We start from the raw sequence: 22,353 nt of genomic DNA on the forward strand, positions 1-22,353 counted from the left end.
ACCTCGGCTAGAGTGCCCAGACACGGTTTGCTCCGGCGAGATACACCCGGCTGGTGCTCGTGGGCGCGATTTCCCAACCCCCGGTGAATTCACCGAACGCCGGCAGCAGGCTGACTTGGCCGTCGATCAGGAAGCAAGGTAGCCGCAGGCGTTGCCGAGCCTTGCCACGCAATACGAATACCGGATGTACATGGCCTGCCAGTACCGGATGGCTCGGGTGTGGATCGGGTTCGTGCTGTAGCGCGAAGGGTTCCAGCAGCCAGGGTTCGCTCAAGACTTCTATTTCGAGCGACACGGGTGGATCACCGGCGTTCCTATCATGATTGCCGCGTATCAGCACAATTTTCAGGGCCTTGTGCCGTTCCCGCCACGTCTGCAGCTTGGCGAGCGTTGCCGGCGCACGCGCTGTTCGTGCATGCAGGAAATCGCCAAGAATGATCAGTTGCTCGCAATCATGTGCGGCCAGCAATGCATCTAGGCGATCGAGTGTCGCGTCGGTGGTGCCGCGTGGTACCGGTTGGTGCAGGGCGCGATAACTCGCTGCCTTGCCGATGTGCACGTCGGCCACCAGCAGGGCACGGCGGGCTGGCCAGTAGATCGCCTTGTCCGAAAGCAGCCAGAGCACTTGGCCATGGTGTTCGATGGATAGAAAGTTGGTCATACCGTAGCGTCCGCCACACTGTTCAGCTCAGCGACCATCCTGGCAATCCGGTCCGCCAGCTTCTCGGTGCTCAATGTCTCGCGCATGCCTTCCACCAGCAAGGCAAAGGCCAATGGCCCAGGCCGCTCAAGCTGTCGCAGCTCCAGCCGTAACTGCCCCATTTTCAGCAATTGCCGGTGCAGCCGCTCGATCTCCAGTTCCTCGTTCAACACTTCGTCCCGTGCCTGGGTCAGCAGCAGGTTGCCAGCGTCGTGCTTGCGAAATACCTCGTAGAACAACCCGCTGGAGGCCTGGATCTGCCTCAGGCTTTTCTGCGCCGCCGGATACCCGCCAAACACCAGCCCGGCAATTTGCGCGATCTCGCGAAAGCGGCGCAATGCCATTTCTCCTGCATTGAGGCTGGCCAGCACATCGTCCAGCAGGTGTTCGGTACCGAGTGCCTGCGGCAGGTGCGTTGCCCAGTCCACGTTGCCAGGGCTGAGCAGTTCGAACCCGTAGTCATTGACGGCAATCGAAACCGAAAGCGGCTGCACGCGGCTCACTCGCCAGGCAATCAGGTTGGCCAGGCCAAGGTTTGCCATACGCCCGGCGAACGGATACAGGAACAGGTGCCAACCCTGGCGCGACTTGAAGGTTTCGGCCAGCAGCGTGGTGGGAGTGGGCAGCGCCGACCACTGCGCCTGCAAGGCAAGCAAGGGGCGCACTGCGCGCATCTCCGGGCCTTGGAAACACCCCTGAGATGCTGCGCCGAACTGCTCGACCAGTGCGTTGGCCAGTTCGCTGGAGAGCGGCATGCGGCCACCATTCCAGCGTGCAACCGCCGCCTTGCGCGCGGTGCTGCGGCGTACGTAAGCGGTCATGTTTTCCACGCGCACCAGCTCCAGCACTCGCCCGGCGAACACCAAGGTATCGCCAGGGCGCAAACGGGCAATAAATGCCTCTTCAACGCTGCCCAGCGCCTTGCCCCCACCACCCTTGCTCCAGTACTTGAGCTGCAGGCTGGCGTCGCTGACGATGGTACCGATACTCATGCGATGGCGGCGTGCCAGACGTTCGCTGGCAACCCGGTAAGCGCCGTCGGCCTGGCGCTCGACGCGCTGGTAATCCGGGTAGGCGCTCAGTGAACTTCCGCCATGACAGACGAAGTCCAGCGCCCATTGCCACTGGCTGTCGCGCAACTGGCGAAAGGCCCAGGTGCTACGCACTTCGTCCAGTAACTGCTCCGGATGAAAGCCACTGCCCAGGGCCATGCTGACCAAGTGTTGCACCAGCACGTCCATGCACAAGCGCGGCGAATGACGGGCCTCGATGTGCCCGGCTGCCAGGGCCTGCCTGGCGGCGGCTGCTTCCACCAGTTCCAGGCTGTGGGTGGGCACCAAAGTAACCCGGGAGCGGCGCCCCGGCGCATGGCCGGAGCGCCCGGCCCGTTGCACGAGGCGGGCAATGCCCTTGGCAGAACCGATCTGCAGTACTCGCTCCACGGGCAGGAAGTCTACTCCCAGGTCCAGGCTGGAGGTGCAGACCACTGCCTTCAGCCTGCCTTGCTTGAGGCTGCGCTCCACCCAGTCACGGGTATCGCGGGCCAGCGAGGCATGGTGCAAGGCAATCAGTCCGGCCCAGTCGGGGCGTGCTTCGAGCAGGGCCTGGTACCAGAGTTCGGCCTGCGCCCGAGTGTTGGTGAATACCAGGCAACTGCTGCTGGCGTCGATTTCCCGACTGACCTGGTCGAGCATCTTCAAGCCCATGTGCCCAGCCCAGGGGAAGCGCTCGATGGCCGTTGGCAGCAGGGTATCGACCTGTAGCGGCTTGTCTTGTCGGCCTTGTACCAGCAAGCCACCTTGTGGCAGCAATACGTCCAGCGCATGTTGAAGATTGCCGAGGGTGGCAGACAGGCCCCAGGTCGGCAGGGTCGGGTGCCAATGGCGCAGGTGGGCCAGAGCCAGTTGCAGTTGTACCCCACGCTTGTTGCCCAGCAGTTCGTGCCATTCGTCCACCACTACCAGGCGCAGCGTGGCGAAGTCGTCGCGGGCTTGTGCCCGGGTCAACAGCAGCGTAAGGCTTTCAGGGGTAGTGACCAGTACGCTGGGCAGGCGCCGTGCTTGCCGGGCACGTTCGGCACTGCCGGTGTCGCTGCTGCGAACGCCCACGTTCCAGGGCAGGCCCAGGTCGTCCAGCGGCAGCTGCAGCGCGCGGGCGGTGTCGGCGGCCAAGGCTCGCATGGGGGTGACCCACACCACCTGCAAGGGGGCAGCATGACGTCCCTGGGCTTGGGCCTTGAAGGCCCGCAGCGCGGCGAGCCATATCGCGTAGGTCTTGCCGGCACCGGTACTGGCATGCAGCAAGCCGGATTCGCCTCGTTCCACGGCAGCCCAGACACGGCGCTGGAAAGCGAAAGGCTTCCAGCCACGCTTGGCGAACCAGGCCTTGGCGAGGTCGGTGGCGGCGGGCATGGGGCATAGGGTCCTTCGGTGGCTGTGTTGCTACAGACAACCAGGCTGGTGCAATGGTTTTACCGGATCAGTTGGCAAGCAGGTAGCCGCTGCGGCACACCTGCTCGCCTGCGACATGGGCGATGACCATGCCTGCGGTAGCCATGCGCCGTACGTTTCGTGCATAAAGCAGGCCGGGCTGGCTGTTGCGGATGGCAGTGACCCGGTCGCTGAGCGGGTCGATTACTTCAGCGATCAGCTGGCCCGCCTCCAGGTGCTGGCCTGGCCGGGCGTGGTACACCAGCAGCCCGCCCAGTGGCGTTATCACCGGTTCGACGGCGGCCAGCGGCGTGGCCGGGCAGCGCAAGGCGGGCAGGGCGGCTGCAGCTCCTTCGATGACCCCCGCATGGGTCAGGAAGTCGAGGATCGCCTGACAGTCCTTGCTGGCCAGGTCGTGGCTTACATCGGCCTGGCCGCGCAGCTCGACGGTGACCGAGCAGCAGCCCAGCGGAATCGGGAACCGTTTGCCAAAGCGTTGCTGCAACTGCCACCAGACCAGGCTGAAGCACTCATCGAACGACTGCCCGCCTGAGTCGGTAGCCAGCAGGCTGGCCTGGGCACCCAGGTAGCGGGCCAGCGGCTCGATCTGCGGCCAGGCGTCTGGCGTGGTGTACAGGTGCTCGACCGCCTCGAAGTCGCAGTGCAGGTCCAGCACCATGTCGGCATCGCAGGCAAGGCGCTGCAGTATCAGGCGTTGGGCTTGCAGCGGTGTGCGCGCCGGGTGTGCGTCCAGCCCGCGGCGCAGGTATTCGCGGATCAGCGCAAGGTTGTGCGCCGGGTCTTCGGTAAGGTGCTCTTCGATCTGGTCGCCGATGCTGTCCGAAAGGTCGACGAAGTTACGGTTGAAGTTCTCACCACTTTGCAGTTCGAAGCGCCCCAGCGGCGCATCCAGCAGCACTTGTTCCAGACCGACCGGGTTGGCCACCGGCACCAGGATGATTTCGCGTTGCAGGCGGCCTTGCTGTTCCAGTTCACCCAGGCGGCGCTTGAGGTGCCAGGCCACCAGCATGCCGGGCAGCTCGTCGGCATGCAGCGAGGCCTGGATATAGACTTTGCCGCCACCGCGAGGTCCGAAGTGGAAGCTGTGCAACTGGCGGGTGATACCCGGAACGGGCGAGAGCAGGTCGTGAGTTGAATGGTGCATGGTGGTCCTGGGTGCGTGGCGAAAACGGTCTGCGACACGGGGCGGCACACAGATAGAAGCACAGTTTTTGGCCTTGCGCCTGCATCGGTGCCCTCCCGGTCACCGCGCTGGCTTCTTTGCGGGTTTAGCCGCGAAGAAGCCAGCACGGTCCAGAAATGTTATCAGGCCAACAGCGCCTGCAATGTGGCCAGGTCATCCGCTTCTTCCACTGGCTTGTCCAGCCGCCAGCGCAGCATCCGCGGAAAACGCACGGCAATGCCGCTCTTGTGCCTCCTGGACAGGGCGATGCCCTCGAACCCAAGCTCGAACACCAGCGTTGGCGTCACGCTGCGTACCGGCCCGAAAGTTTCAACCGTGGTCTTGCGGATGATGGCGTCGACCTTGCGCATTTCTTCGTCACTGAGCCCTGAATAGGCCTTGGCAAAGGGAACCAATGCCCGCCCCGGCGTACCGGCTGGCGCGTCCCACACGGCGAAGGTGTAGTCGCTGTACAAGCTGGCCCGCCGGCCATGACCGCGCTGGGCATAGATCAGCACGGCATCGACGCTGAACGGGTCGATCTTCCACTTCCACCACGTGCCCATGTCCTTGGTGCGCCCCACGCCATACAAGGCCTCGCGCTGCTTAAGCATCAGCCCTTCCACCCCCAGGCTGCGGGATTGTTCGCGCTGGCGGGCAAGGTCGGCCCAGTCCTGGCCTTCGAGCAGAGGCGAGAGCAACACCGGGGCCAATGGATGCTGCTCAAGCACGTGTTCCAGCTGTTGGCGGCGTGCATGCTGCGGCCGGCTGCGCCAGTCCTCGCCTTGCCATTCCAGCAGGTCGTAGGCCTGCAGCACGACCGGTGCGTCGCTCAACAGCTTCTTGCCCAAGGTCTTGCGCCCCAGGCGCTGCTGCAACATGGCAAAGGGTTGTACAGCCAGTTCATCTGCTGAACCACCGGGTTTCCATACCAGGATCTCGCCATCGAGCACGACACCGTCGGGTAGCGTCTGCGCCAGGCTGTGCAATTCGGGGAAGCGTTCGGTGACCAGTTCCTCACCGCGCGACCAGACCCACAGCTGGCCTTCGCGCTTGACCACCTGGGCGCGAATGCCGTCCCATTTCCATTCGATCTGCCATTCGCTCGGCGGCCCGAGCAGTGCATCGAGCTGGTCGGTTGGTACCTGAAGGGGGTGGGCCAGAAAAAACGGGTAGGGCTGGCCGCCACGCTGGCTATGTTCATCGTCTGACTCCGGGGCTATCAGCCGTTGATAGCTGGCTGGCGTCGGGCGGTGGCTGATGTCGGTGTAGCCAACCAGACGCTGGGCCACGCGTTTGGCATCCAGCCCGGCCAGTTGCGCGAGGGCGCGAGTGACCAGCAGCTTCGATACGCCCACTCGAAAGCTGCCAGTGATGAGTTTCAGGCAGAGCATCAGGCTGGGTCGGTCCAGTTGGGCCCAAAGAGGCGGCAGGCGTTCCTGGATCTCCTCTACCGGCAACCCGCGCAATGGCAGTAGATGGGCTTCGACCCAGCGGGCGAGGCCGTCGTCGCCAGGGTGATGGCTTTCCGGTATCAGCAGGGAAATGGTTTCGGCCAGGTCGCCAACGGCCTGGTAGCATTCCTCGAACAGCCAGTCAGGCAGCCCCGCCAACCTGCCGGCCAGCTCCCGCAGCACGCGTGTAGGTACCAGTTGACGAGGGCGGCCGCCTGCCAGGAAGTACACCGCCCAGGCGGCATCCCCAGCCGGGGCGGTGCTGAAGTAGTCGCGCAGCGCCGTGAGCTTGGCAGTGCTGGAGGTGGTCGCATCCAGCCTCAGGTACAGCTCGGCGAATGCTTTCATGCGTCTGGCTCCGCGGCTACCACGTCATCTTCCTCGCCATACTCGGTCACGAAGGCGCGGGCATCGAGGCCTTGTTCGATGAGGTATCGCACCAGCACATTGACCGAGCCGTGGGTGACCATCACGCGTTCTGCGCCAGTCTGGCCGATGGCCCAGAGCAACCCCGGCCAATCGGCATGGTCCGAGAGCACGAAACCTCGGTCTACCCCGCGCCGGCGACGGGTGCCGCGCAACAGCATCCAGCCACTGGCAAAGGCATCGCTGTAGTCGCCGAAACGGCGCATCCAGCTGCTGCCACCCGCCGAAGGCGGTGCCAGGACCAGTGCCTGGCGCAGCAGCGGGTCGTTGCGTGGGATATCGCCGACATAGCGGGTTTGCGGAAGGTAGACGCCAGCGTCCCGGTACACCCGGTTGAGTGGTTCGACAGCGCCATGCACGAGGACAGGACCAATGTCGGCGTCCAGCCCGTGGAGGATTCTCTGGGCCTTGCCGAAGGCGTAGCAGAACAGCACGCTGGCTTTCCCCTGTTCGCTATTGGCGCGCCACCAGGTATTGATGCTGCTGAAGATCTCGCCCTGGCTGGGCCAACGGTAGATGGGCAGGCCAAAGGTCGATTCAGTGATGAACGTGTGGCAGCGCACCGGTTCGAACGGCGTGCAGGTGCCGTCGGGTTCCACCTTGTAGTCGCCGGACGCGACCCAGACCTCACCCTGATATTCCAGGCGCACTTGCGCCGAGCCCAGTACATGCCCGGCTGGGTGCAGGCTCAGGGTTACGCCATGGTGCAGCAGGCGTTCGCCGTAAGGCAGGGTTTGCAGGTCGATGTCCTGGCCCAGGCGGCTGCGCAGGATGCCGGCGCCTGGGGCGGCGGTGAGGTAGTGGCGGTTGCCGACGCGGGCATGGTCGCCGTGGCCGTGGGTGATGACGGCACGTTCCACTGGCCGCCAGGGATCGATGTAAAAATCACCTGGCGGACAGTACAGGCCTTCGGGGCGGGCGATGACGAGGTCCATGGCATGGGTGCTGGCTTGGAGTTACCAGTTAGGAACCATGGTAGGGGCGGGAAGTTCGACTGGGAATGGTTGGGGCACAAGTTGGCCCCAACACAGATGCTACTGCTTACTTCCCGGGTACCAACGTCAAACGCTGGTTGCCATATGCCCGCGCGAAGTTCTGCTGTTGCAGTGGCAGGCTCATGAAGCGCCCTTTGAACCAGGCGTCCAGCCCATCGCTGTAATGCTTGCTGGCCGGGTTGCCGGACTGCCCGCTGCTGGTCAGCACCTGCAATGGCTCGGCCTGGCCGAAGTCGACGATCATCCGCGCCGAGGCCGGCAGGCGGGTGTCGAAATCCCTGCCCCAGGCGTATGGCGTCAAGGCCAGGGTGGTGAAGTCTCCACCGGCAGCCAGCGGCGAGCGGCCGAGGGCGTCGCCCAGGCCATGGTAGGCCGGTGCAGGCCAGCGGTACTGGTGCAGCTTGCCCCACTGCCAGGTGCGGCGGTCGGCGCCCAGTTGCGCGGTGCCAGCATCCACCGCGCCCGCCAGGCTGCGCGCTAGAATGGCCGGCTTGTCTTCTTTCTGCGGGGTGCTGCGGTCATCCCAGAATGGGCTGTCGTCGCGGCCCAGCAGGTGGTCGGCCTGTGCCGAGAACGACAACCGTGCATTGCTGACGAAAGCCTGCCATGCCGGGCCGGATTCCGGGCCCAGGTCGTCGAGGAAGGTTTGCCGGGCGACTTCCTGGAGGAACAGTTCGTACAGCGCGGCATCGGCCGATACAGGGCTCAGACGGCCATCAAAGGCCTTGAGTCGGGCCAGAGCGTCGCTGGCCTTGTCGCGCTGTGCGGCGGGCAGCGCATCGATCGCCTGCTTGAGCGGCTGGGCCATGCCTGGGGCATCAAACATCTGCTTGAGCTTGTCGGCCAGCAGGGTGGTGTGATCGTTCTGCAGGGCCATCAGGCTGCGGCTGTCGTGGCGGCCATTGCCGGCCAGCTGGGCCAGGCGTTCGGCGCGTTCGGGGTAGTACCAGGTGCTGGACAGCTGCATGCCATAGCCACGCGGAAGGCTGCGCTGGTTGGCGTGGCCGATCCAGCCGGCGGGCGGGTCCTGGTCGTAAGGGTGCAGCATCGGGTCGGCATAGCCGTCCCAGTCGTAGCGCCCGTCCCAGCCCGGCGAGGGCAGAAGGCCCTGGCCTTCACGGCGGTTGGGGTAGCGGCCACTGACTTGCCAGCCGATGTGTTCGGGTTCGGCGAAGACGAAGTTGAGCGCGGCGGCGCTCACCTCACGGGTGCTGTCGAAGGCATGTTCCACGTTCTTGGCGCGGGTCAGGTCGAACAAAGCATCCAGGCTGCGGTCGCCCTTGAACTGTGGCAGGTTCAGCGCCAGGCCCAGGCTGGCATTGCCTGGCTGGGCCAGCAGGGTGCCGTGACGGGTGTCGTACATCACCTCGCGCAGCGGGCGCTGGCCGCGGACGAAGAAGGTTTCGCTGCGGGCGCGGGCCGGCAGCCATTTGCCGTCGGCCAGATAGCTCAGCTGGCTGCCCTGGTGGCGCAGTTGCTCCAGGTACAGGTCCTGGTTATCGGCCATGACCGCGCTGCTGCTCCAGGCCAGCTTGCCGTTGTAGCCGGCCAGCACGATCGGCAAACCAGGCAGCGACAGGCCGGCGACCTGGTACTTGCCGGTGTGGATCTGCACCGGGCTAAGGGCCCAGGCGGCTCGGCTGTCGCTGGCCAGCAGGCTCTTGCCGCTGCGGCTGCGCTGCGGCGCCAGGGCCAGGTTGGCCGAGCCCGGGCTGCCCAGAAGGTCGAGGTCGGCCAGCTTCTGGCTGGCAGCCGCCAGGGCCGGCAGCCCCGGCAACTGGTTGGCCAGGTTCAGGCCCTTGAGCTTGTCCACTTCGGCTTCGGCCAACGGCTCGTCCGGTGCACCAGGCAGCAGCCAGGCCAGCTTGTCGCTGCCGGCTTTCTGCGCCAGGGTCAGGGCGCTCAGTTCTTCCTGAAGGTTCACCGACTGGCTGAAGGCATACAGGCTGAAGATCAGCGCCGAGTCTTCGGGCTTCCAGTATTCGGGGCGGTAGCCACTGCTGGCCAGGCCGGCGGGCAGTTTGTCGCGGTAGCGGAACAGGTAGGCGTTGACGCCGCGCGCATACACTTCGAAGAAGCGCTTGAGCCGTGGCGAGGCGTCAGCATACTGCTGGGCGGCGCTCTGCTTGAGGTTGGCCGCACGCATCAGGCGGTCGATGTCCAGCGCGTCGCTGCCGGCCAGTTCTGCCAGGCGGCCCTGGGCCAGCAGGCGCATGGCGACCATCTGCTCGATGCGGTCGCCGGCATGCACATAGCCCAAGCTGAACAGCGCGTCATGGAAGCTGCTGCTTTCGATCAATGGTGCGCCCATTGCGTTGCGCCGAACCGACACGTTCTGCGCCAGACCCTTGAGCGGCTGCACACCGCTGGCCGGTGGCACGCTGTCCTGATAGCCGCCCGTCTGGCAGCCTGCCAGCCCGAGCATGCCGAGCAGCGTGGCAGCGGTTGCGAACCGCGGGCGGAATGGAGGAAAGGCGGAGGCGGCCATGACGAGGGCTCCTGCAAGGCGTGGCGGGTTTCGAAAGGCGCTAAGGTAGTGAGCGCGCAGGCGCCATGCAAGGTCCCTGGGCGGTTTATTTTTTGTGCTTGGCGTGGGGGGTGTGGTGCCTGTGAGATCGAGCGCCACCTCAAAAATCAAGACATGCACTCAAACCTTGAAATGTTCGGCCACGGCGTCGGAAAAGTGCGTGCAATTGATGCGTGCATGGCGTTGAAAGTCGCGGCTGACAGCGAAGGCCGAGCCTGGCATCAATAGCACCTGGTGCAGTTCCAGGCGACGCATGAAAGGCTGCAGGTCGGCCAGTTCGGGGTGGTAGACCCACAGGAACATGCCACCTTGAGGCGTTATGTCGAACTGCCAGCCACGCGCCCGCAACAACTGCTGCGTCTGTGCCTGCTGCCGGATCAGGCGCTGCTGCAGGTCTTGCATGTGCCGGGCATAGGTGCCGTCGGACAAGATGGTGTTGACGAAGCGTTCGCAAAACGCCGGCACCGCCACGCAGGTCAGCAGCTTCAGGCGCGTCAGCGGCTCCATCAGCTCTGCCGAGCAGGCGATGTAGCCCACGCGCAATGAAGCGGACAGGCATTTCGAGAAGCTGCCGATGTAGATGACCCGCTCAAGGTTGTCCAGTTCGGCAAAGGTCTGGCGTACACCCGGGCTGAAGTCGCCGTAGACATCGTCCTCGACCACGAAGAAGTCGTGTTCCACCGCCAGTCGCAGGACGCTGAAGGCATTGTGCGGGCTGATGTTGCCACCGGTCGGGTTGTGGAAGGTGCTGTTGCAGAAGAATGCCTTCACCTTGTGCCTGGCCAGGTGCTCCTTCATGTCTTGCACGTTTGGTCCGTCCTGGGTTCGGCGCACCCCGACCACGTGGCCGCCGGCCAATTGGATCAGCTTGATCAGGTTGCCGTTGCCGGGCTCGTCGACGAACACGTGATCCCCTGGCTTGATCAACAACCGCGCCACCAGGTCCAGCGCTTGTGTGGCGCCCAGCGTAGTCAGCAACTGGCTTGGCCGGGCATCGACACGGGTCAGGCGTTGCAGGTGCACGCACAACTGCTTGCGCATGGGCAGGTAGCCCTGGATATCGCCATATTCCGCGAGCGAACTCTGCTCCAACCGCGCCGTGCGGCGAATCGCCTTGGCCAGCAGCTCGGTGTCACGCCAGGCGGGTGGCAGCCAGCCGCTGCCCAGTTTGATGTTGTGCTGGCCCCCCTGCAGCAGCTTGAACAGCGGGTCGCCGGCCATGCCTGCGGGCGCATCCAATGCGCCGGTTTGCCGTGAGTGGCTGGCGACGAAGTAGCCGCGCCCAGGAATGGCGGTCAACACACCTTCGCTGACCAGCCGGGCATAGCTGGAGACGACATCGTGGTAGCTGCAGCCAACCGCCGCCGTCAGCTTGCGGATGGAGGGCATGCGCTGGCCGGGCAGCCATTCGCCGGCTGCGAGGCGCTGTTTCAACTGGTCATGAAGGCTGTGCGGGCGCATGGCGGGTCCAGCAGCTGTTAGAAAAAACAGCCTAACAGTTAACCGGAAAACGAGTCGACTGTGCGAATTTCAGGGCGCGGCAGATGCGACCATGGACCTGTCGGCATCTTTCCCAATTCCGAAATCGACCCGTCCACCAACCGTGAGCACACGCTATGTCGAGCACACTCCCGCGGCGCACGTACCTGTATTTCACCGCGCAATCGATCAACCTGACGACTGCGGTCATGTCCGTGACCATGGCGGCCATTGTCGGGGCGGCGCTGGCGCCTGCCGCCACGTGGTCCACCGTGCCCTATGGTTTCCAGTTCCTCTGCCTGATGCTGGCCACCTATCCGGTCTCCAGGCTGATGAGCCGTATCGGCCGCAAGCGCGCCTTCATGCTGGGCTCGATCCCTTTGGCGGTGTCTGGCATCAGTGGCTACCTGGCGGTGCAGTACCAGCACTTCCCGACGCTGGTGATCAGCCATTCGGCATTGGGCATCTACATTGCGTTTGCCAACTTCAATCGCTTCGCGGCCACCGACAACCTGGCCCAGAACCTGAAACCCAAGGCGCTTTCCCTGGTAGTGGCCGGTGGGGTAATCGCTGCCGTGGTCGGGCCGGCCTTCACCGAGTGGCTGAGGGATGTTCGCGGGTATCCGCTGTTTTCTCTCTGCTACGCCGCTTTTGTCGTCCTGGCGGTGATGTCGTTGCTGACAGCGGCCTGCCTGCCCGGCGATACCGGCACCGCCAGTAAAGACCGTGCAGCGAAACCGGCTGATACGACCGCCGAGCCACTGAGCCCGGTGGTTGCCGTGGCCATGGCAGTGGCCGCGCTGGGCTACGGGATCATGAATTTGCTGATGATCCAGGCATCCATGTACATGAAACACATGCATGAGGACTTTTCCGACGTTCGCCTGGCGATTCAATGGCATGTGATTGCCATGTTCGCCCCATCGTTCTTCACTGGCGCCATCATCCACAAGCTCGGTATCAGGGCCACCATCTGTCTCGGCCTGGGCCTGCTGATCGGTTGCACGGCCATGAACATGTGGTCGCACAGCTACGCGATGATGACCTTGTCACTGATAGCCCTGGGCCTGGGCTGGAACCTGACCTACATGGGCGGTGGGGCGCTGTTGGCGCAGATGCTGCAACACAGCCCGGCAGCGATGCAGATGCAGGGGAAGAACGATCTGGCCATCGCGGTGTTCGCGACCATTGGCGCATTCAGCCCGTCGCTGTTGCTGGGCACGGTCGGTTGGGATGGTACCAATGCCATTTGCATGGCCCTGTGCATCGTGCTGCTGATGGCCACCTCAGTGGTGCTGCAGCGCAATGTTTCAGGGCCTGCCAGGGTCAGCTAGGCCCCGGCTACCCACTGCGCGGCCCGCGGCTGGGACGCGCAAGTGCTGTTCAGGTCAGGCGCCGTGGCACTTCTTGAACTTTTTCTGGCTACCGCACGGGCACGGGTCGTTACGGCCAACGTCCTTCAGGGCGTTGCGTACCGGCTCCTGGTGGCCGTGGTTGCAGTGCGGGCCGTGTACATGGCCATGATCGTGGTGGTGATCATGATCGTGGTTGCAGTCAGGGCCATGAACGTGGGGTTGCTGGGACATTGCAGGGTTACTCCGGGTTGTAGTCGCCGGGGATTATCTCACCACTGCGCGACAAGTGCAGGTCCCGATGGATGAGCAACCCGGTCGCCAGCTCGCCCTGCAGGCTGTAGTGCAGCGGTTGTTCGCTTTTCAGCAGCTTGGCCAGTGGTTTCAGGTGCTGCCACAGGTTGGTTCGCGCGGTGATCTTGAAAGTACGCTGGGCGTGCCCGCCGACACTGCGCCACACGCTGGTTTCATCCTGCACCAGCAACAGGTCGTTGAGGCGTATGGCATACGACAGGTTGCGGATGAACAGTCGGCTGTCATTGGGGTTGTCGACTCGCAGGTGCAGCACGAACTCCTGCTCCAGCAACCTGGCCTTGACTGTCTCCACCTCGACCAGTTGCACCTCGGGTTCGCGCCACTCGTCACCGCCCCAACTGGCGCAGCCCGCCAGCAGTGCCAGCCATGCCATCAGGGGGGCGAGCAGCAGCGGGCGGGTGCGGGCGACCATGTTCAGCTACCCACGTAACTGGCGCAGCATTTCTTGAACTTCTGCCCGCTGGCGCAGGGGCAGGGGTCGTTACGCCCGGCCTTGAGCCCGACCGTGGGGTCGATGAAGTACCAGCGCCCGGCATGCTGGACGAATGCCGAGCGCTCGCGGTGCTGATGGTCACCCTCCTGGTCGTGCCAGCGTGCAGTGAAGGTGACAAAACCGTGTTCTGGCTGGCCGCCGAGCACCTCCGCACTTTCTACCTCCAGGCCCAACCAGGTGCTCTGGGCGCTCCAGGCAGCCATGGCAGCGCGATCCAGGCCAGCTTGCTGGGCTGGCAGAGTGGTGGCCACCAGATAGTCGACCAGGCCCAGCACGTAGGCACTGTAGCGTGAGCGCATCAGCGCCTGGGCATCCGGTGCCGGGGTGCCAGCATGGTAATGCCCGCAGCAGGCGTCGAGCAGGTTGCCACTGCCACAAGGGCAGACCGAGACACTCATCATCACCACCAGTACTTGCCGAAGTTTTCAGGGTTGGCCCAGAACTTGGCATTCAGCCAGTCCGGTACCTGCTTGTAGTCATGTAGATCATAGGTGAACAGGCTCAATACCTGCTGGTCACGGCGGAATTTCTCGCTGGCCGACAGGGCCAGGGCAAAGAAATCGGTGTCTTGCCAGCCACAGGCGCCCAGGTCGGCAAGCACCGCGACCCGGCTGGCATTGAGGTTGCGAATGCCGCCGAGCAACTCCAGGCCGGTGCGTTTGGGTAGGTGCTCCAGGCAGTCCACCAGTACCGCCAGGTCAAAGCGCTGGGCTGCCAGTTCGGCCGGCAGCGGGCCTGGGGCGGCTGTGGCGATGGTTACCTGTGGGTGCGCCTGGGCGAAGGCGTCCAGCGCCGGGAAACGCGTGCCCACCAGCAGCAGGCGTTGCGGGGTGAAGCGCTCGAGCAGGGCCGCCAGGGCCTGCTGCGGGGTGCGCTGGGAAAAACCGTCGGTCATTGGCAATCCTCGTTGAAGTCGTCCAAGACTAGCGGGCCGCAGCGTGCGGGCAAAGAGGCATGTGGCTGTGTCGTGGCTTATTGGTGGCAGGGATCAGATGCTCGGTCTTTACTCCCTGAAATCGGCCTTATGCCGATTCCCCCTAGGAGAAGCAATGAAATGAGCATAGTACGCACAGCGATACCCCTGGTTCTGCTCACCAGTGTGTTGACTGGTTGTGCAGGTTTGCAAAAGACCGACTGGCCGAAATGTGCCGCCGTCGGGGGTGTAAGCGGCGCTGCCCTGGGCGCCATCGAGAGCTCCAGCTGGGCTGGTTGGGGCGCGTTGCTGGGTGGTGGCCTGGCGGCAGGCTATTGCTGGGCCCATGGCGATGGCGACGAGGATGGCGACGGTGTGCCGGACAGCCGTGACAAGTGCCCAGGTACCCCGCGCGGTGTGCAGGTCGATGCCAACGGCTGCCCACCGGAGCCGGCCGCAGTGGTCGAGGAAGTGGTGGTGCAGAAGGAAGAAGTCATCGTCATCCGCGATGTGCACTTCGAGTTCGACTCTGCGCGCCTGACCGCCAGCGACAAGGAGCGCCTCAACACCATTGCCACGCGCCTGAAACAGGAGGCGCCGTCCGCCCGCCTGAGCGTCAGCGGCCATACCGACAGCGTCGGCTCCGACAGCTACAACCAGAAACTGTCCGAGCGCCGCGCCCACTCGGTGACCGACTACCTGGTCGAGAGCGGAGTACCGCGCAGCAGCTTCGTGTCGGTGGTAGGGGCTGGTGAAACCCAGCCGGTGGCAGACAACGCCACGGCCGAGGGGCGCGCCATGAACCGCCGTACCGAGATCAAGATCCAGCGGTAGAGCGACTTGCGCCCGTGCCTTGAGCAGTGGCACGGGCGTGTCTTCAACGGCAGTCAGCCGTCCGTGGCCAATGACACAGGAGCATTCAGCATGAGTGTGACGTCGAAAGCGGCGCTGCCGCTGTTGGTGGCTGCCAGCCTGCTCGCGGGCTGCGCCACCCAAAGCGATGGTAGCGCGCCGCTCAACCAGAAGACCTGGCCCATCTGCAGCCTGCTCGGCGGCCTGGTCGGTGGTGGCCTGGGCGCCATCGAAAGCTCGAGTTGGGCGGCTGGTGGCGGTGCCCTTGGTGCCATTGCCGGGGGGCTGATCTGTTACGTCCAGGATGGTGACGAAGATGGCGATGGCATTTTCGACCGCCGCGATCGTTGCCCCGATACCCCGGCAAACACTGCGGTCGACCATATGGGGTGCCCGTTGAAGGTGTACCCCGTATCGCCGCCTGCCACTGAACCCGAACCCTCGCCGGAGGTGATCATCTTGGATGACAACGGCGCGGTGATGTTCGCCTTCGATTCCGCCGAGCTGACCCCGGCGGCCCAGCAGCGCCTGCAAGGCCTGGTGGCAAAACTCGATTCACCGACGGTGGCCAAAGTCAGCGTGATCGGACATACGGATAACGTAGGCTCCGACAGCTACAACCAGGCACTTTCCGAACGCCGCGCCAGCAGCGTGGCCGTTTACCTGATCAGCCAGGGGCTGGAGGCGGGCAAGGTCACCAGCCAGGGGCGCGGTGAGAGTGAGCCGCTCAGCGACAACGAAAGCGAGGAGGGCCGCGCCCGCAACCGACGGGTGGAACTGCACCTCAACTGAGTGGTGCTGGCGCCTGTCTTGACATTGCGGTTAATGTTGGCCGCACGGCCCGCTCGAACGGGCCGGCTCGACATAACAACAATCCATGGGGGCGGGATATGAAGTTCATCCTGGGCTTGGGCAAGGTCCTGACTGTCGCTTTCTGGGGTGTGGTGCTGTTCAATCAGTTGATGCCACAACCCTTGCCCTTCAACCTGCTGATCAACGCCGCCGGCATCACCTTGCTCGGCCTGCACCTGCTCGAAGTGTTGTTCTTCAATGGCAGCCTGCGCGGGCGCAGCCACCGCTGGTTCGATCGTCTGCAGATCCTGTTGACGGGTATCTTCCATGTCATGTCCATTCCCCGTGTGCAGGAGGCGCCGCGAAATGCGTAATTTGATGTTGCTGGCCATGATGGCCGCTCCCCTGGCCCAGGCCGAAAGCCTGGAGGTCGCTGCCAATTCCATGCTTCGCCTGCCCGACAAGTCGGCTAGCGTGCACCTGGCACAGTTGCGTGTCGCCGATGCCGCAACCCTGCTGCTGCCTGCCACGCTCGCGGAATTGAAGGTCGACCAGCTGGAACTGGGGCGTGATGCGCGTATCGCCATTGCTCCATCCGATAGCCCGTTGCTGATCGAGGCGCGCAGCGCACGGCTGGGTGAGGGTAGTGAATTCAGTGCGCCGGGGGCGGCGGGCACCTACCAGCGGGGAGCCCGGTCTGGCCGCAGCCTGGACCTGAAACTGGCTGAAGTGGATGCCGAGCGCCTGGCTATCGATGCCCGTGGCGGTGCCGGTGCGCCAGGGTACGTGGGACTCGATGGCGCTAACGGCCAGGCCGGTGGCTGCACCTGGGGCCAGGCCAGCCGCGGTGCCAATGGCGATGACGGCGGCAACGGGCACGATGGTGCGCCGGGTGGGCGCATCCGCTTGAGCGTGCCGCAGGGCTTCCCGCAGGAGCGCATCGTGGTGCGCCTGGACGGCGGCGCACCGGGCAAGGCCGGGGCTGCAGGCAAGGCCGGCAAGGGCGGGGCTAGCAAGGGGTGCCTGGTGTACCGCACAGACGCCGGCGCAAATGGCCGACCGGGGCAGCCGGGCCAGCCTGGGTTGGCCGGCGCTGCAGGTGAGCTGATTCTGCAGCGCCTCTGAAGCCTTGCTGCGCCTCCTGTAGGAGCGGCCTTGTGTCGCGATGGGCTGCTCCTACACGGGCTGCGCAGATCCTGTCAGAGCATCAGCCGCGAACTGGCCACGGCTACCACCGCCAGGCCCAGCAGCAGGTTGATCCCTACCATCCGCCGAATCCGCCCCAGCACTGCCGCACCCGCCGGCCAGTCCTCGGCCTGCACCGCCGCCCTCAGCTCCGGCAGCAGCAACGCCTGGATGCGCATGAACAGGGCAAACATGGCGATGCCCCCACCGATCATCACCTGCACATACTTCGGTGCAGTCTCGAAGCTGCTGAAGCGCATGTGCAACATGCCGATACCACTTATCGCCAAAATCGCCACGGCCAGCCAGACCCAACCGAAGAAGCGTCGGAAAACTTCTACCCACAAGCGCAGCCGGGCAGGCCCCTCAAGGGCTGCAACCGTTGCCGGGCGCAGCACCAGCCAGGCGAAGAACATGCCGCCGACCCACACCAGGGCGGCAATGACATGCAGTGTGTAGGGCAAGGCAAAGGCAAGCATCTGGATCTCCATGCGGCATAAAGGGCAATAGCGGGGTATGATAGCCGCCCCATGCGAAACACTGAAAATATATCCAGCCCTCCGGGCGCCTGCAGACCATGATCAGCAACGAACTCAAAGCCACCATCCAGGGCGCCTATACGCGTTTTCTCGAAGCCAAGAGCCTCAAGCCGCGCTATGGCCAGCGCCTGATGATCGCCGAAGTGGCCAAGGTGCTCGGCGACATCGCCTGCGACGAGGAAGGCCGCCGTGCCGGCGAGCCTGCCGTGGTGGCAGTGGAGGCGGGTACTGGTACCGGCAAGACCGTGGCCTACAGCCTGGCTGCCATTCCGGCCGCCAAGGCCGCCGGCAAGCGCCTGGTGATCGCCACCGCCACCGTGGCGCTGCAGGAGCAGATCGTCTTCAAGGACCTGCCCGACCTCATGCGCAGCAGCGGGCTGAACTTCAGCTTCGCCCTGGCCAAGGGCCGTGGCCGCTACCTGTGCCTGTCCAAGCTCGACATCCTGCTGCAGGAAGGCCACGCCCAATCGGCTACCGCCCAGCTGTTCGAGGAAGAAGGCTTCCACATCGAAGTCGACGAGCGCAGCCAGAAGCTGTTCAACAGCATGATCGAGAAGCTTGCCGGCAACCGCTGGGACGGTGACCGCGACAGCTGGCCAGAAGCCCTGGAAGACCAGGACTGGGCACGCCTGACCACCGACCACAGCCAGTGTACCGGCCGTCATTGCCCGAACTTCCAGCAGTGCGTGTTCTACAAGGCCCGCGAAGGCATGGGCAAGGTCGACGTGATCGTCACCAACCACGATATGGTGCTGGCCGACCTGGCCCTGGGCGGCGGCGCGGTATTGCCCGACCCGCGCGACACCATGTACGTGTTCGACGAAGGCCACCACCTGCCGGACAAGGCCATCGGCCATTTCGCCCACTATTCGCGCCTGCGCTCCACTGCCGACTGGCTGGAACAGACCGCCAAGAACCTGACCAAGCTGCTGGCCCAGCACCCGCTGCCCGGTGACCTTGGCAAGTACATCGAGCAGGTGCCAGAGCTTGCGCGGGAAGTGCGCACCCAGCAGCAGTTCATGTTCACCCTGTGCGAGCAGGTTGCCGACTTCCGCCCCAGCGAGGACAACGAAGGCCGTGAGCGCCCGCGCTACCGCTTCGAAGGTGGTGTGGTGCCGGAGCAGATTCGCGAAGTGGGCATCGAGCTGAAAAAGGGCTTTGCTCGCCTCAACGACCTGTTCACTCGCCTGGCCGACCTGCTCAAGGAAGGCATGGACGGTGAGGTCAACATCGGCATCGCCAGCCACCAGGCCGAGGAGTGGTACCCGCTGTTCGGAAGCCTGGTCACCCGTGCCCAGGGCAACTGGGAGCTGTGGACGGCCTTTACCGCCGAAGACCCGGAAGACAGCCCGCCCATGGCCCGCTGGCTGACCCTGGCCGAGAGCGGTGCGCTGTTCGATATCGAAGTCAACGCCAGCCCCATCCTGGCCGCCGAAATGCTCCGCCGCAGTCTGTGGAGCGTGGCCCATGGCGCGCTGGTGACCTCGGCGACGCTGACCGCGCTCGGCAAGTTCGACCGTTTCCGCATGCGCTCGGGGTTGCCGCGTGACGCGGTCACCTGCGTGGTGCCCAGTCCGTTCGTGCATGGCGATGCCGGCCTGCTGCGGGTCCCCGACCTCAAGGCCGACCCGCGCGATGCAGCGGCGCATACCGCGGCAATCATCCGCGAACTGCCGAGTATCGTGGAAGAGGCCCGTGGCGCGCTGGTGCTGTTCTCCTCGCGCAAGCAGATGCAGGACGTGTTCGATGGCCTGGACCGTGACTGGCGCAAGCTGGTGCTGATCCAGGGCAACCTGTCCAAACAGGAAACCCTGAACAAGCACAAGGCGCGGGTAGATGATGGCCAGCACAGCGTGCTGTTCGGCCTGGCCAGCTTTGCCGAGGGTGTCGACCTACCGGGTGCCTACTGCGAGCACGTGGTGATCGCCAAGATTCCCTTTGCCGTGCCAGACGACCCGGTCGAAGCGGCGCTGGCCGAGTGGATCGAGGCTCGCGGCGGCAACCCGTTCATGGAAATTGCCGTACCCGACGCGTCGCTTCGGCTGATCCAGGCCTGCGGCCGCCTGCTGCGAACCGAGCAGGACCGCGGTGTCATCACCTTGCTTGACCGGCGTCTGGTCACCCAACGCTATGGCAAGGCTATTCTCAATGCGCTGCCGCCGTTCCGGCGGGAGATTTCCTGACCGCCGGAGCACTTGCTCTGGCGCGTTGTCCATACTCAGTCGTGGGCCATGAAGGCCCTGAAGGAGAGCCCCAGCCTTATGGTCCGCCGTACCCTGCCCGCCGTTTTCGCCCTGTTGTTCAGCTCGCCTTTGCTGGCTGGGCAGCAGACGCTGTTCAGCTTCGTGCGCCCGGCCTCGGTGGTCAACGTGGTGACCGAGGATGCCGGTATGCCGCAGTACAACGCGGAGCAGACGGCCGAAGGCGAAGTGTTGCGGCGCGTGGTGTTCAACCCTGCCCAGCGGCCGACTTTGCGCCTGAGCCCGCAAAGCGGTGTGTGGGACTGGTCCGGCGGTCAGTTCCTGACCTTGCGACTGCAAAGCGCGATGGATTGGGCGCTGACCGTGGACGTCATGGTACAGAGCAGTGATGGCCGCACGTTGACCAGCCGCATCGACCTACCGGCCGGGCCTGCACAAACCGTGATGGTACCGCTGACGGCCAGTTCGCCGCTGAGCCAGGGCATGCGCGCCGGCCCGCCCATGCCCTGGAACCATGGCGGCCAGCGCCTGCTGCTGACCAGCAGCGCCGGCGCGCTCGACCTCAAGCAGGTGGTGTCGGTCAGCCTGAGTATCCCCAACCCCAAGGTGGCGCAGAACCTGTTGATCGAGCGGGTCGGCATCCAGGATGACGACCAGGCCTACAAGGCGGCCTACCAGGAGCTGATCGATGCCTATGGCCAGTCCACCCGCGGCCATTGGCCTGAAAAGGTTGCCAATGACGAGCAGCTCAAGGCGGCCGATATGCGCGAGCAGCAACAGCTCAAAGGCTGGTTGGCAGAGCGTGGCAAGCAGCAGTTGGACGCGTACGGTGGCCTGCTGGCCGGGCCGGCGTTCGAGGCCAAAGGCTTTTTCCGCACCGAAAAGCGTGACGGCCGCTGGTACCTGGTAACGCCCGAGGGGCATCCGTTCTACTCCCTGGGGGTGAATGCCGTGGCCGCGGATGGCGGGCGTACCTACATCGCCGGGCGTGAGGGAATGTTCAAGGCGTTGCCGGGCGAGGGGGATGCACTGGCCGCATTCTATGGCGACGGCAACAACGACGACGGCAACCCCTCGTCGCAGGGGCGCAACTTCAAACAGGGGCGCTGGTTCGATTTTTATGCCGCCAACCTGCAGCGCACCTATGGCAAACCCTGTTCGCCCGCGGTAGAAGGGCAGCCGGCCAACTGCCCTCCATTGGCGCTTGATACCGCCCGTTGGCAGGTGCATGCGCTCGATCGCCTGCAGGCCTGGGGTTTCAACACGGTCGGCAACTGGAGCGAACCGGCCCTGGGCCAGGCCAGGCGCATGCCGTACACCTTGCCGCTATCGATCGTCGGGGATTACGCCAGCATCAGCACTGGCATGGACTGGTGGGGCCGAATGCCCGACCCGTTCGACCCGCGTTTTGCCATGGCCACCGAACGCGCCGTGGCCATTGCCGCCCGCGATCACCGTGACGACCCCTGGCTGATCGGCTATTTCGCTGACAACGAACTGGCCTGGGCCGCCCCCGGTAGTGACGCGAAGGCGCGTTACGGCCTGGCCTACGGAACCTTGCGCCTGACCACCGATGTACCAGCCAAGCGCGCTTTCCTCAAGCAGCTGCGTGACAAATACCGCAACCAGGAAGGCTTGTCCAAGGCATGGGGCATCGAGCTGACCGCCTGGGAACTGATGGAAGACCCAGGCTTCGAGGCACCGTTACCCAACCCGGAGCACCCGGAAATCGAGCGTGACTACCAGCACTTTCAGCAAGTGTTCGCCGAAACCTACTTCAAGACCATTGCCGACTCGTTGAAGTGGCATGCGCCCAATCACCTGCTGCTGGGTGGCCGCTATGCCGTCAGCACGCCGGAGGCGGTCAAGGCCTGCGCCGAGTTCTGCGATGTGCTCAGCTTCAACTTCTATACCCTCAAACCGCAGGACGGCTACGACTTTGCCCGCCTGGCCGAGCTGGACAAGCCGGTGCTGGTGTCCGAGTTCCAGTTCGGCTCGCGCGATCGCGGGCCGTTCTGGCCGGGGCCGCTGGAAGTAGCGCGGGAAGAAGACCGCGGCCCGGCCTACGGCAACTTCCTCAAGGCAGCCCTGGCGCAGCCGATGATCGTTGGCGCGCACTGGTTCCAGTACCTTGACCAGCCGGCCAGCGGCCGCCTGCTAGATGGCGAGAACGGCCACCTTGGGTTGGTGGCGATCACCGATGTGCCTTACCCGGGGTTTGTCGATGCCGTGCGCAAGAGCAACTTGCAGGCAATGAGCCAGCTGCGAGCCCAACTGGAAAAACCGGCGCCCTAGCCCAGGTCGACGCGGTCTTTTTGTGGGAGCGGCCTTGCGTCGCGAAAGGACTGCGGAGCAGTCCCCTCATTTCAGCGGCGCTGTATAAATTGCCGGGGCTGCTGCTCAGCCCATCGCGACACAAGGCCGCTCCCACAGTGACCACCCAGCCCAAGCCAGTTTGCAAAACGCCAAACTACTGAAACAATGCACACCATTTTCGGAATTGGTCGTACGGAGAACA

General features: G+C 64.5%; 19 protein-coding genes. 7 read left to right on the forward strand and 12 right to left on the reverse strand.

All coding sequences use genetic code 11. The features are described 5' to 3' along the window. Positions 1 to 7: 7 nt before the first annotated feature. The 7 genes from pdeM to IRZ77_RS13640 form a co-directional block, all read right to left on the reverse strand. Complete coding sequence (gene pdeM / locus IRZ77_RS13610) at positions 8 to 661, reverse strand: ligase-associated DNA damage response endonuclease PdeM (protein ID WP_046614741.1); 654 nt, start codon at positions 659 to 661, stop codon at positions 8 to 10. After that, the gene (locus tag IRZ77_RS13615) at positions 658 to 3,111 is read right to left on the reverse strand and encodes a ligase-associated DNA damage response DEXH box helicase (RefSeq protein ID WP_153671569.1); all 2,454 of its coding nucleotides are present in this window, start codon (positions 3,109 to 3,111) and stop codon (positions 658 to 660) included. The genes pdeM and IRZ77_RS13615 overlap by 4 nt, the downstream gene beginning before the upstream one ends. Before the next feature lie 67 nt (positions 3,112 to 3,178). Further along, positions 3,179 to 4,294 (reverse strand): succinylglutamate desuccinylase/aspartoacylase family protein, encoded by a 1,116-nt coding sequence (locus tag IRZ77_RS13620; RefSeq protein ID WP_135001630.1) that lies wholly within the window; start codon positions 4,292 to 4,294, stop codon positions 3,179 to 3,181. 161 nt (positions 4,295 to 4,455) lie between these two features. Beyond that, the gene (locus IRZ77_RS13625; RefSeq protein ID WP_153671568.1) at positions 4,456 to 6,114 is read right to left on the reverse strand and encodes an ATP-dependent DNA ligase; all 1,659 of its coding nucleotides are present in this window, start codon (positions 6,112 to 6,114) and stop codon (positions 4,456 to 4,458) included. Further along, positions 6,111 to 7,127: a ligase-associated DNA damage response exonuclease gene (locus IRZ77_RS13630; RefSeq protein WP_153671567.1), complete on the reverse strand. Its 1,017-nt coding sequence runs from the start codon at positions 7,125 to 7,127 to the stop codon at positions 6,111 to 6,113. The genes IRZ77_RS13625 and IRZ77_RS13630 overlap by 4 nt, the downstream gene beginning before the upstream one ends. A gap of 106 nt (positions 7,128 to 7,233) precedes the next feature. Beyond that, positions 7,234 to 9,675, reverse strand: coding sequence for a penicillin acylase family protein (locus tag IRZ77_RS13635; protein WP_153671566.1), 2,442 nt, complete (start codon positions 9,673 to 9,675; stop codon positions 7,234 to 7,236). 159 nt (positions 9,676 to 9,834) lie between these two features. Beyond that, a complete protein-coding gene (locus tag IRZ77_RS13640; RefSeq protein ID WP_196173669.1) occupies positions 9,835 to 11,175 on the reverse strand; it encodes an aminotransferase-like domain-containing protein in 1,341 nt (446 codons plus the stop codon). A gap of 155 nt (positions 11,176 to 11,330) precedes the next feature. Between IRZ77_RS13640 and IRZ77_RS13645 the strand changes: the two genes are divergently transcribed. Beyond that, positions 11,331 to 12,527, forward strand: coding sequence for an MFS transporter (locus IRZ77_RS13645; protein ID WP_196173671.1), 1,197 nt, complete (start codon positions 11,331 to 11,333; stop codon positions 12,525 to 12,527). A gap of 54 nt (positions 12,528 to 12,581) precedes the next feature. Here IRZ77_RS13645 and IRZ77_RS13650 read toward each other — a convergent pair whose 3' ends face one another. The 4 genes from IRZ77_RS13650 to IRZ77_RS13665 are packed head-to-tail and all read right to left on the reverse strand — an operon-like array spanning position 12,582 to position 14,248. Next, complete coding sequence (locus IRZ77_RS13650; protein ID WP_003258907.1) at positions 12,582 to 12,779, reverse strand: SEC-C metal-binding domain-containing protein; 198 nt, start codon at positions 12,777 to 12,779, stop codon at positions 12,582 to 12,584. A 7-nt stretch (positions 12,780 to 12,786) separates the two neighbouring features. After that, positions 12,787 to 13,272, reverse strand: a complete 486-nt coding sequence (locus IRZ77_RS13655) for an LEA type 2 family protein (RefSeq protein ID WP_108481815.1) — start codon at positions 13,270 to 13,272, stop codon at positions 12,787 to 12,789. 2 nt (positions 13,273 to 13,274) lie between these two features. Further along, positions 13,275 to 13,751, reverse strand: coding sequence for a YchJ family protein (locus tag IRZ77_RS13660; protein ID WP_015271542.1), 477 nt, complete (start codon positions 13,749 to 13,751; stop codon positions 13,275 to 13,277). A gap of 2 nt (positions 13,752 to 13,753) precedes the next feature. Then, a complete protein-coding gene (locus tag IRZ77_RS13665; RefSeq protein WP_046614732.1) occupies positions 13,754 to 14,248 on the reverse strand; it encodes a DUF6231 family protein in 495 nt (164 codons plus the stop codon). 159 nt (positions 14,249 to 14,407) lie between these two features. Here IRZ77_RS13665 and IRZ77_RS13670 point away from each other — a divergent pair, with 159 nt between their 5' ends. The 4 genes from IRZ77_RS13670 (at position 14,408) to IRZ77_RS13685 (ending at position 17,035) form a co-directional block, all read left to right on the forward strand. Next, entirely contained in the window at positions 14,408 to 15,100 is a 693-nt protein-coding gene (locus IRZ77_RS13670; RefSeq protein ID WP_003258902.1) for an OmpA family protein, read from the forward strand. A 90-nt stretch (positions 15,101 to 15,190) separates the two neighbouring features. Continuing rightward, a complete protein-coding gene (locus IRZ77_RS13675; RefSeq protein ID WP_046614731.1) occupies positions 15,191 to 15,910 on the forward strand; it encodes an OmpA family protein in 720 nt (239 codons plus the stop codon). A gap of 98 nt (positions 15,911 to 16,008) precedes the next feature. Further along, complete coding sequence (locus tag IRZ77_RS13680; protein ID WP_025340369.1) at positions 16,009 to 16,284, forward strand: DUF1145 domain-containing protein; 276 nt, start codon at positions 16,009 to 16,011, stop codon at positions 16,282 to 16,284. Continuing rightward, positions 16,277 to 17,035, forward strand: a complete 759-nt coding sequence (locus tag IRZ77_RS13685; protein WP_153671562.1) for a collagen-like protein — start codon at positions 16,277 to 16,279, stop codon at positions 17,033 to 17,035. The genes IRZ77_RS13680 and IRZ77_RS13685 overlap by 8 nt, the downstream gene beginning before the upstream one ends. A gap of 74 nt (positions 17,036 to 17,109) precedes the next feature. Here the strand turns inward: IRZ77_RS13685 and IRZ77_RS13690 are convergent, their stop codons facing one another. Next, positions 17,110 to 17,574 (reverse strand): CopD family protein, encoded by a 465-nt coding sequence (locus tag IRZ77_RS13690; protein WP_108481817.1) that lies wholly within the window; start codon positions 17,572 to 17,574, stop codon positions 17,110 to 17,112. A 98-nt stretch (positions 17,575 to 17,672) separates the two neighbouring features. Here IRZ77_RS13690 and dinG point away from each other — a divergent pair, with 98 nt between their 5' ends. Both dinG and IRZ77_RS13700 read left to right on the forward strand, forming a co-directional pair. Next, a complete protein-coding gene (gene dinG, locus IRZ77_RS13695; RefSeq protein WP_046614728.1) occupies positions 17,673 to 19,817 on the forward strand; it encodes an ATP-dependent DNA helicase DinG in 2,145 nt (714 codons plus the stop codon). A 78-nt stretch (positions 19,818 to 19,895) separates the two neighbouring features. Further along, a complete protein-coding gene (locus IRZ77_RS13700; protein WP_196173673.1) occupies positions 19,896 to 22,130 on the forward strand; it encodes a beta-galactosidase in 2,235 nt (744 codons plus the stop codon). Positions 22,131 to 22,353 lie beyond the last annotated feature (223 nt).

The sequence above is a fragment of the Pseudomonas pudica genome (genome assembly GCF_015680405.1).
Classification (GTDB): Bacteria; Pseudomonadota; Gammaproteobacteria; order Pseudomonadales; family Pseudomonadaceae; genus Aquipseudomonas; species Aquipseudomonas pudica.